Raw genomic sequence first — 10,082 nt, 5'->3', positions numbered from 1 at the left:
CCACAAGAGCTTCACCATTGCTACCGATGTGGAGGTCTACTTTTGCGATCCGCGCAGTCCCTGGCAGCGCGGCAGCAACGAAAATACCAACGGCCTACTCCGGCAGTACTTGCCCAGAGGAACAAATCTCGCTCACATATCGCAAAACCAACTCAACGCCATAGCCCTGCGGCTCAATCAACGCCCCCGAAAAACCTTGGGCTTCGAAACGCCGGCTGATAGATTGCGAGCGGTGTTGCGTTGACCGGTTGAACCCGCCGGCGCAAAGCAGTCATGTGCTGACGGGCTGCGTCTAGTCGAAAGTTCGCGACCACGCATGGTCTTGCATGCATGTGACCGCCGGCTATGTCTAAAAAATTTCCAACCGGCGATAAATCAGAGATAGCGAAAAATGAAGCAGTTCGGTCATACGGCGCCCGACTCGGTTTATCCGCCGCACGGAAAGAAAGCTTGCCACAAGGAAAGTAACGTGCACATTGCGTAGATAAAGCGCTCCACGTCTAGTAGCGGAACAGTATAGTATAGGCCCTTGTCTCATGCGAACGAGGCCACGGTACTTTTCACTACGGAGCATCCGTGAACAGGGGGGCGGGAGTGGAGAGAGTAAGCGAACTATGGTGCTGCGAAGGATCGGCAGAGACAACGCTCGCGACCAATGCTCAGTGTTTCTGGCGCAGTCTGACGGTTCTCGGCCTTGCCGCCGTGATGTTCGCGACAACGGGAGGTGGAGCGTCGTCGCAAACAGTTTCCGTGCAGTCGGTCTATGCGGCAAGCCCCTCCGTCGAGATCACCAGCGATCGCAGGGAGGTGAGCGCGCCGTTCAGGATCGCAAATACCGGCACCATAGCTTTGACCGTCAGCGTGGTTGCGCAGCCGATCGCCAGCCAAAAGCCTATCGCCTGCGGGGAGGGGAAACCGGATTGCACGCTCGGATGGATTGTGAAGGGGCAGAGGCTTTCCCCCGGCGTTCCACGGGACGTGTCTATTCCTCCCTTTGAAGTGGTCGACCTGACTCTGGAGGGTGTCGCCGGACTCCTCGGCACTTACACTGCCACCCTGATCGTCGGACCGAGCACCGCCAACCCCGATGTCAAGTCCGCCACCTATACAGTCAAGCTGACTCGCAAAATGGTCAGCTTGGGATCCGATGCGGTCCAGGTTCGGCCCCGGAGGGACGCGGACGCGTGGGATAGGCGGCTCCCTACGCCCGCTGACCCTCAGCTTCGCGAACAAGTCAGAGACCGCTGTGGATATCACCAAGCCGCTCCAAGTGCGGCTTTCGCGGGACGACGGCGGTGGAACCTATTCGCTCGACGAAGGCGTTGTGACGCCCAGCTGCTCCGTGGGGGAAGGCCAGCTTCGGCTCGAACCTGGAGAGTCAGTCGCCTGCTCGGTCGCTCTGCCCGACTTTTCGAGCGCGCCCTCCGGGCGCTATCGCGCGGACATACGGGTCGAGCAGCCCGGAATCGAGGCCGTCACGGCATCGCGGGAATTCACTATAAGGCAACCATGGCTCTACGCATTCGTCTTGCTGCTGGCCAGCAGCATCTTCGGCGCTTGGCTAGCAGGATGGCAGAACAGCGGCCGCCGCCGCGCCCTCGAAGCTGCGGACGCCCTTACGCTGAAAGCCAGCTTCCTTGACATCATCAGGGCAACCGGAGGCCCTCCCCTTGGGCCAAAGGGTGACGCTCTCGTCCGGACGATAGTCCCCGAGATCGACAGGATGGTAGTGAGCCTAGAAACGCAGTCGGATGCTAGCTTTGCGGCCCAACTCGACGCGCTGGCCGCGCGCTTGCCGCTTGTCGGGCGGTTCGTCGAACTTGAGAAACAACTGGGGCAGAATCCGCCCCAGCCTGCTTACGACAGCGCCTATGCCGCGGTGTCCCAGGCCTCGCCGCCGGCTGATGCTGGAGCGAAGCTGGATACATTGGAGTCAGCACTTACCAAAGCCGGAGCAAGGATGGCGCCGGTTCCCGGGCTCGACGGAACCGGTCAGTTCTTCTTCCGCTTCCGAGCGAAATCGCCGGCATGGCTTCGTGCCTTGGTCAGGAGCATCGATCGAGCGATCCTGCTCCTTGCGATCCTGCTTGTTTCGCTGACCGGGATGCTCACGCTTTGGCAGCCGAATTCCACCTGGGGAGATGGCGGCGATATTCTGACCGCAGTGCTCACCGGGATCGCGGCCACCGCGACTGGATCGCTGGGACTGCTTCAGCTCGCCTCGGGTTACACGCTTGCGAAGATCGGCAAGTAGGCCGACGCGCTGCAGTGTATTTTGAGGCGAACCGGCCACGTTCCGAAGAGCCGAACGGTCATGAGCAATTATGGTGACAGGAGGCACATCGATGGCTAATGGACAGGTTTCCGAAAGCCGAGCACAGGAGACCGGCGCCGCATCGCAGAATTCGAGGAAGACTTCCTGACCACGGTTCAGGAAGCGCAGCTCGACGTCACGATCGCAGTTCATTTCATCCATGTCCTCGACGACGACGGGACCGGGGGCGTCACCCCCGAGGTGCGAGCGGAACAAATCCGCGTGCTAAACACGGCATACGAGCCCGTGGGCGTCAGGTTTACCGAGAATCCGCAGCCGACATCACGAACCGGCAGTTCTTCCGGATGGGGCATAAGTCCGCCGCGGAAAGAGCCTGCAAGCAGCAGCATCAGGCCGTCTCGCCACAGAACGGACTGAACTTTTATACCTCAGGGCCTGCGGAGGCGCTCTTCACGCGGCGAAGGAGCAGGCCGGAAATTGACCCGGAGACGCCGTCCGGTAAGGGCATTGCACTCTGGTTGGAATGTTAGAACCGACTTAGAGAGACAAATAGCGGCAGAACAACTTTCGTCGCGAAGTACGATTTTTGCACGAGGTCGCCACCCCGAGCGATACGCCCCTTAATAATGCAACTGTAGCAGAGTTTCGCGGCCGTTCGGCGGAATGAAAAGAACCAGGAGCCTATCGAACTCAGTATCGCCAATGGCGTCGATGCGGCCGCCGCCGAGCCCTTCGACGATAGAGCCCACCGTATTGCTGTGGCTCACCGCAACTGCAATCGTGCCTGGCGGCAGGGCCTTGATGGCTGCCACAACTGCCTCGACGTGACCGTCTGGGCCCGCCTGCCCTGCCGTCGAGAACTCGGTAACGGAAATTCGATCGCCAAGTGCTTGCTTGAGCGGCGCGAGCGTCTGATGAGTGCGCTGCGCATCGCTGCAGAAGGCCTTGCTTACGCCGCTTTCGGCCAACATATGTGCAAGCATCCTGGCCCGTTTCGTGCCGACAGCCGAGAGCGCATCATCCTCCGAACTGCGGTCGGCATGGCGCAGAACAAAAACTATCATTGGTATCTCCCTTCTGCCCGGTTCGGCGTATGGCTCAGCGTCGAACGCCGTGTCATGTACAGGATCTCCAGCGACAGATCATAAATGTGATCGATCGAGCGTATCACGGGCGTTGTATCTCGTCGGTTTCTGTCGACGGTTCGATGGTGTGAACGGGATCGAACGATGCGAGCCTTCGCTCGACGATGTCGCAACCTTTCGGTAGTGCGAACTGTCACCGCAAGACGCCAGAGCGAAATCGAACCGCTGCTGAACCAAACTGCCCATTTGGCCAAGTCCATCCAATCGGATGTTGATCGGATCGATCCACCTGCCAAGATGGTAGGTGGAGAGGGCAGCGCAGTTGATCGCGATGGCTTTGAGATCACGCGGGAAGCGCGCAGCGCTAGAGGTCAGGGAATACCCCTGAAAACATGCCTCAGGGTTTTTACAACCGCCCGCTGAAACCGCGATCGTCAAGTTCAAGGCGCAGCTCCTTATTCCAAAATAAATACTGCTCCCCAGGTTGCCACATCTGCCTACGAGGACTGCCCCTGACAAGTCTAGCTAGACGAAATCCGCTCGACAGATTCTATCGACAATGGACCGTACTGCCTGGATAGTGTATCTTACTAGATCAAGTTCGAACGCGGGGGGCGATCATTCCCATCCTAAGCGAGGATGAGCGAGAAGAGCTAATAGGCCTGCTGAACGACCTGGTGAGCGGTCAGCCTGCGCCTCGCGCCTATCTCGCTCTGTTGCTGCCACTTGAGCTGCGGGGCAAGCTCGATGCCGCGGGAGGTCCGACCTTCCTGTCCAGCCGGACGATCGAGATCTGCCTGGTGAGCGGATATGAACTCGCGCCGCCGGCGCTGCAAGGCATCTTGGAACATTTGATCGCCGCTGGGAACGTGAACGTGGCGCGATTTCGCGACCGACTTGCAAACCCTCCGCCTGCGGCCGCGCATCCGCTCGACGCCATTGTGCTGAGCAATCGGCTGCCATTCGCCGACCGCGCTCCACTCCGCGCGATATTGCGCGACATGTCCGTAATGCAGAGTCCAACACCGATCCTTGCGATTGGCGGCGAGGTCGAGAGTGGCCGGTCCCACTCGGCGGAACTGGTTTCTCATTACTGCTACTCGCAGCAGGACGCTGTCTTTTGCAAGTTCGCGCTCACACCGACAAATGCCGCGGAGTCTGGACCGAAGGAGATTGCGGTCGACCTTGTCATCCAGCTCGGCGGCACAGCGGCCGAGGTGCCGCCGCCGCCGCAAACATCCAACAAAGAAGCCTGGTACAAGGAACTTGCGAATTGGGTGATCGGCAACGCCAACAAATCCGAGAACGGAATCAATCGCCGCGCCTGGGTAGTTCTCGACGGTTTTGAGCGCGACATCCTGCGCGAGGACACGTTCCAATTTCTCGTCGAGTTGCAAAGGCTGTTCACGCTGGGTGTCACAGCGCGAAGGCATCGGCTCATATTCTGCGGTTTCCCCGAAGAACTGGTCCTAAAAGTTGGCGCCAGCGCAAAGAAATACACAACTAAGCCTCTGACCCGGGACCACGTTGTCGAGGTCGTCGAGATGATCGTCGCCGCGCAGCCGGCCATTCCGCAAGAGGACCGCGCATTCGTGATGACAGAAACACTAAAGCTAATTCTCGATAATCAAGTGCCGCCGTTCAAAGCGCTGACGATAGTAGGCGAACGACTTCGCAGTGCCATCGAAAGGGCTGGCATCTGATGGCGGAGCTGTCCAGTTTCAGTCGCGCTTTTTTGGCTGCGCTCGCCAGTGATATGTCGCAAGGCGATCGCACGAAGTCCACTTCCACGAGCGAAGAGGATTCCACCCTCCAACGTCACCTCGCAATGGTTTCGGTCCTGCACGTGTTTACCCTACAGGATTTGAAGCAAGTGGATGGTTCGCGCGACGCGGTGGCAATCGCGGCCTTGCGGCGCGCGAGTTATGCCGCTCCGGGATTTCGCGAGCAGCGCGGGAGGTCGCTCAAGCCGGATGAAAGGGAGAAGGCCTTGCGCGAGATCGCCCACCCGAACGACGCGCTCGACCTGATCGCTAGGTTTCCCGGTCGGATCATGACCCCTGCGCAGCGCTTCTTCGAGAAGCTGGTGGCGGGGCAGGACATCGACGTCGACAAACTCATGCATGCAGAGTTGCTCGCGCTACGCGAGGCGAACAGGTGGGCAGGCTATCTATCGATCGAGCGTTTCACCGAAAGTCAGCTCAAGCTCGCTGTCGACAATGCCGCCGCGGTCTCATCCATCGAGCATCTGCAGGTCGAGGAATTCGTCGGGCGAGAGAACGAGCTCAACGAGTTGCGGGTGTTTACCGGCATCCGCGACCGGAGCCTGTATGCGAAGGTAACCGACTTCGCTCGCGGCGGTGAGAACCAACTGCTGCTCATCGAAGGGCTAGGCGGCATCGGCAAGACGGCACTGATCGGGCACTTTCTGTTCAATAACCGCGGCGACACAGATGGTCCGCTGTTTCCGTTCGCCTACCTCCCCTGCGACGACAGTTCCATCGACCTCCGGCAGGGGCAGTCCATTCTGATCGAGGCCGCCGGCCAATTCGTCCGCCTGGTTTCCATCCGCAGCGCGATTGTCGGTAAGTCAGAGCCGATCACTGTCTTTGAGCGTGCGTACGAAGACTTCGTGCGCGCGACCAAAGCTTACGGCGAAGCACGTGGCCAGCTGACGTCGCGCCGATCGGAGTTGGAGTCGCAGGAGCAACGGCTGGAGTCGTCGCGCGGGCAGCTGTCCCTTTTGGCCGAGGCGTTCGCTAACCTTGCTGGTGCAGCCTGCAAGGCGCTGGAGAGGCCTGGGGGCAACACTCCGCCGGCGCTCCTTTTCATCGATACCTTCGAGGAGGTCCAGTACTACGCCCGCGAGCAGCTTGAACCATTCTGGAACCTGTTTTCCCAGCTTTTCAATTCCTCAAGCCACATCAGATTGCTGATATCGGGAAGACCACCCCTTGCGACAGTGCCGACGAGTATCCGACAAAACAAGATTGAACTGGTGGAGCTTGAACCAGTGGCCGCGGTGGAACTGCTGCATCGTGAGACCGCGATGCCTCGCGAGGCGCTCGATTCGGTGGCCCGCCAGATCGGCGGCAATCCGCTCAACCTAAGACTCGCCGCCCGCATAGTCGCCGAAGAAGGTGCGCAACCCGGCAAAGGCATCGTCGATCTGCAGACCCGGCGCTTTGGACTGTTCAAGCTCGGACCGGAGGTTATCCGCGGCCGGCTCTATCGCAGGCTGCTGGAGCGTATCCATGACGAGGATGTGCGGCAACTCGCGCACCCCGGGATGGTCTTGCGCCGCGTGACTCCAAAAATCATCGAAAAGGTCCTCGCGCCTCTATGCGGGATAGCGGGCGTCGATGAAAAGCGAGCAATAGAACTCTTCGAGGCCCTGATGGCCGAACATACCCTGGTCAGGCTCGATGACGACAATTCGTTGCGCTACCGTGAAGACGTGCGTGCGCCCGTGCTGTCGATGCTCATCGCCGAAGACCCTCAGCAGACAATGCGCGTCCACCGTCTTGCGATGGATTTCTATCGGCCGGAGAGGGATGCAGTCAGCGTCGCCGAGTTCATCTACCACGGTCTCATGAGCGGCGCCAATCATCACTCACTCGATGATGCCTGGCGTCCGGACGCGGCACGCTTCCTGAATACGGCGATATCCGAGTTGCCACCGGAAGGAACGATATGGCTCGCCACCCGAATGAGCCTGGAGATTGGTCCCGAGCTGCGCGCAAACGCGGACACCGCTGCCTGGGAAAGGATCATCGGCCCGGAAGTGTTGACTCTGCTGGAACATAGGGGGTCGGCCAGGGCGTTGCAGCTGCTCGACCAGCGGGGCGAGCGGACACCCGACAGCGCTCTGTTTGCCATCGAGGCGCGATGCCTGATGTCGCTTGGCAGAGCGGCTGACGCCAACAGGCTGCTGCAGTCGGCGCTGGCCGGCTTTCCGGTTCATGGCAATCGCGGCCGTCGCGCGGAGTTATTCTGGCTGCTTTATCAAGTTCGCCTGTCGCAGAGTAGCCGGACGGAGGCAGTCGCCGCGCTCGACGATCTGATCGAGATTGCCAAAGAGATGCGCAGCAAGCTGGCCCTCGTTCAGGCGCTGGTGACGCGGATAGAGCACTTGCGCGAGGAGAAGGCGGACGCGTCAGTCTTCCAGGGCAACCTGAGCAAGGCCCTGCTAGAACTCAACGGCGGCGAAATTCAACGCGAGCCGGACGTGGTTCGCAGCGGCGTGGCAAACCTTTCCGAAGATGCGGTTGGCGAGGCGCGGGACGTCATCCGACAGATGGCATCGAGCCTCTTCGACCTCGTCGCCAACGGCAGGCTCCAGCGCCAACAGCGTTGGATCGATGTACTACGCGCGATGCTGGAGGAAGCCCAGCAGCAGCCAGAGCTGGAACGGTTCAGGCGTTATAGTGCGCAGACACTTGCTGATACCGCGGGAACCAGGACCGCGCTGCCTTCTCTGCTCGAAACGGCCATCGATGCCATCATGGATGGCGGCGATGGCCGGCTTAGCGCTCGGCAGGCCTACGCTGCCCGGATCATCTGGGTGATTCTGCAGATGGAGACAGGCACTTTGAAGGCCGCCACGCTGGCTGGCCTTGACGAGTATCAGCCGGACTGGCGGCGCGCGGCCTCGGCGACGTTAGCGGCCGTGTAACGCGAAGTGAGGAGGAAACTTTGGCGGGGTGGAAGCAGTATCTCAAACAGCCCGACCTCACAGCGATCGCCGAAGCCGCCATCGCGAGCGGGCTGGCTACACCAGAAATCTTGACTGCGCTGCTCAGGCAAATTCCGCGCAGTTTTACTGGTTTGCTCCCCGGGTTTCCGCTTCCTCCAAACCTGCGGCTGCGGGCCGACCTCGATTTCATGAACCGCGTGCACAACCTCGTTACCGGCGAAGTTCCTCTGGCGATCTTTCTCTCCACGATGATCGAGTCGACGGGGGACGCCGCCGCAATCGGCGTGTTCGAGACCGCACTGGCCAAGGTCAAGGCCCTTGAACAGGCGCCGCTTGTCGTCACGCCCGAAGCCATTCCTGGAGCGGCTGCCGACGATCAGGTACAGCCAAGCGGACCCTACCTCACCACCGCTAATCGCGAAGTCTCGCGGGAGGCGCAAATCAGCGAGTTCGACGAGACGCTTGCTATCCGTTATCTGCGCATGGGCGCGCGTGCTGCCGGATCGGTCTTCAAGATCGTCATACATCGGCACATCGACGGTGAGGCGGAGTTCATCACCGACGATCGCCCCCGGCTGTCCAACGGCACGGGCTGGGTCATCGCACCCGGTCTCGGCATTACAAACCATCACGTTGTCAACGCACGCTCTGCCTTGTTCAAGGAAGGCGATGCCACTGTCGATGATTTTCGACTCCAGGCAGAAACGGCAAAGGTACGATTCGACTATTTCGAAGTGAACGATACTGCAGACGGTGTGGTGCTCGGACCCGGTGCGCTGCTGGCAAGCGACGCCGAGCTCGACTTTGTTCTGTTGCAATTGCCAAATGCATTTGGCGTCCGGCTGCCGTTGAGGTTGCGCCAACAGAAGATCGGCAAGCGCCTAGACCAACCGCTTGGCACCCGGGTCAACGTCCTGCAGCATCCGAACGGCAGCCCGATGCGGCTTGGGTTCCGCAACAATTTCGTGGTGCTCGGAGATGACAACGTGCTCGCCTATTTGACCGACACGGCGTCCGGGTCTTCGGGCTCGCCGGTCTGCGACGATGCGTGGAGCGTTGCGGCGTTGCACTATGGCTCACGCGGCGTTTCGGATCAGAACCTCAAACTGATGGGCAGGCTTGTGAAACAGGAGAATGTAGGGACCCCAATCCCTCAGATCCTGAAGCATCTTGCCGCCAACCATGCCAGCCTGCATAAGCAGATCGTCGACGGTCAAGCCGGGCTCAAGCCCTGAGGCGTTCACGGCATCGATTGGTGGCGTAGCGAAGACCATGATTGCGCGTCGGGAGGCGGCTTCTCTCCTTCCGCCACCCTAATGAGACTGTAACCGCCGTCGCTGAACAGGCCACCCGGCACCTCGCCTGTCACGTACAGTTCGCGCTTGCGTATCGCAGACGCGACGCGAACGGCGGCGCCGGACGTGGCGAGCTCGTCTTCGACATCGCCGTCTTCGCAATAGGCGATGGTGAACATGCCGAGCGTCAACCAGTCTACGGTCGGATCGCGATAGGCCGCAGCAAGGAGCCTTTTAGGTGATGCAGCAGCCGGAACCGCCGTCAACGATCCGGTGCGGCGGGCAGGATCGATAGTGCGCGGTATCGGCACGTGCATGATTTCGCGGACGCGCCGCTCCACGTCGGCCGGGCCAACGAGGCCGGCATTGCTGTCGCCCACGCGCCAGATCGTTGCGTCGGCAAGCTTCGGTTTGGCGCTGCGGGCAAGCAGGATGGCGCGGTCTGGCGTTCCCTGGCATAGACCGGCAGTCGTCCCACCTCGCGTCGCTTGTGCCAGGACCCAATCGTCGGCCGTTGCGGTCGCCAGATCGTCGAAGAGTTCCCTTGCCGAAGGCGAACCGAAATCGACGAGAACGATCGCCAATCTCTGATCACTGCCCGTTTCGTTGAGGCCACGCCGCAGGCGTCGCAACTCGCCCAGCATCGCCACGGCATCCGGGTCGAGCACGCGGCCGGGACCGAATACCTCTTCGAAGTCAATCAGCAGGCACAGGACCATCGACCACCGGCG

Annotated in this window: 8 protein-coding genes; 5 read left to right on the top strand and 3 right to left on the bottom strand. The window is 60.6% G+C overall.

Features of this window, described 5'->3' with window-relative positions:
• Together ACFX5Q_RS32965 and ACFX5Q_RS32960 are read left to right on the top strand one after the other, a co-directional pair.
• The coding region (locus tag ACFX5Q_RS32965) for an IS30 family transposase (protein ID WP_404284506.1) at positions 1-244 on the top strand (244 nt) is incomplete at its 5' end.
• A 1,002-nt stretch (positions 245-1,246) separates the two neighbouring features.
• Positions 1,247-2,254: a hypothetical protein gene (locus ACFX5Q_RS32960; protein ID WP_404284504.1), complete on the top strand. Its 1,008-nt coding sequence runs from the start codon at positions 1,247-1,249 to the stop codon at positions 2,252-2,254.
• Positions 2,255-2,895: 641 nt separating this feature from the next.
• Here the strand turns inward: ACFX5Q_RS32960 and ACFX5Q_RS32955 are convergent.
• The gene (locus ACFX5Q_RS32955) at positions 2,896-3,339 is read right to left on the bottom strand and encodes a SixA phosphatase family protein (protein WP_404284502.1); all 444 of its coding nucleotides are present in this window, start codon (positions 3,337-3,339) and stop codon (positions 2,896-2,898) included.
• A 78-nt stretch (positions 3,340-3,417) separates the two neighbouring features.
• Positions 3,418-3,804 (bottom strand): hypothetical protein, encoded by a 387-nt coding sequence (locus ACFX5Q_RS32950; protein WP_404284500.1) that lies wholly within the window; start codon positions 3,802-3,804, stop codon positions 3,418-3,420.
• A 233-nt stretch (positions 3,805-4,037) separates the two neighbouring features.
• Between ACFX5Q_RS32950 and ACFX5Q_RS32945 the strand changes: the two genes are divergently transcribed.
• Genes ACFX5Q_RS32945 through ACFX5Q_RS32935 form a run of 3 tightly spaced genes read left to right on the top strand, consistent with a single transcriptional unit; the run spans position 4,038 to position 9,291 of the window.
• Positions 4,038-5,063 (top strand): hypothetical protein, encoded by a 1,026-nt coding sequence (locus tag ACFX5Q_RS32945; RefSeq protein WP_404284498.1) that lies wholly within the window; start codon positions 4,038-4,040, stop codon positions 5,061-5,063.
• Entirely contained in the window at positions 5,063-8,035 is a 2,973-nt protein-coding gene (locus ACFX5Q_RS32940; RefSeq protein ID WP_404284496.1) for a hypothetical protein, read from the top strand. The genes ACFX5Q_RS32945 and ACFX5Q_RS32940 overlap by 1 nt, the downstream gene beginning before the upstream one ends.
• Positions 8,036-8,055: 20 nt before the next feature.
• Positions 8,056-9,291 carry a trypsin-like peptidase domain-containing protein gene (locus ACFX5Q_RS32935; RefSeq protein ID WP_404284494.1) on the top strand — a complete coding sequence of 412 codons (1,236 nt, stop codon included), beginning with the start codon at positions 8,056-8,058 and terminating at the stop codon, positions 9,289-9,291.
• A gap of 5 nt (positions 9,292-9,296) precedes the next feature.
• Here ACFX5Q_RS32935 and ACFX5Q_RS32930 read toward each other — a convergent pair whose 3' ends face one another.
• Positions 9,297-10,070 carry a hypothetical protein gene (locus ACFX5Q_RS32930; RefSeq protein WP_404284492.1) on the bottom strand — a complete coding sequence of 258 codons (774 nt, stop codon included), beginning with the start codon at positions 10,068-10,070 and terminating at the stop codon, positions 9,297-9,299.
• Positions 10,071-10,082: the final 12 nt, after the last annotated feature.

Source organism: Mesorhizobium sp. IMUNJ 23033 (genome assembly GCF_044778005.1).
GTDB lineage: Bacteria > Pseudomonadota > Alphaproteobacteria > Rhizobiales > Rhizobiaceae > Mesorhizobium > Mesorhizobium amorphae_A.
Note: the sequence above shows the minus strand (reverse complement) of the source record. Positions and strands in the feature narration are given on the sequence as shown.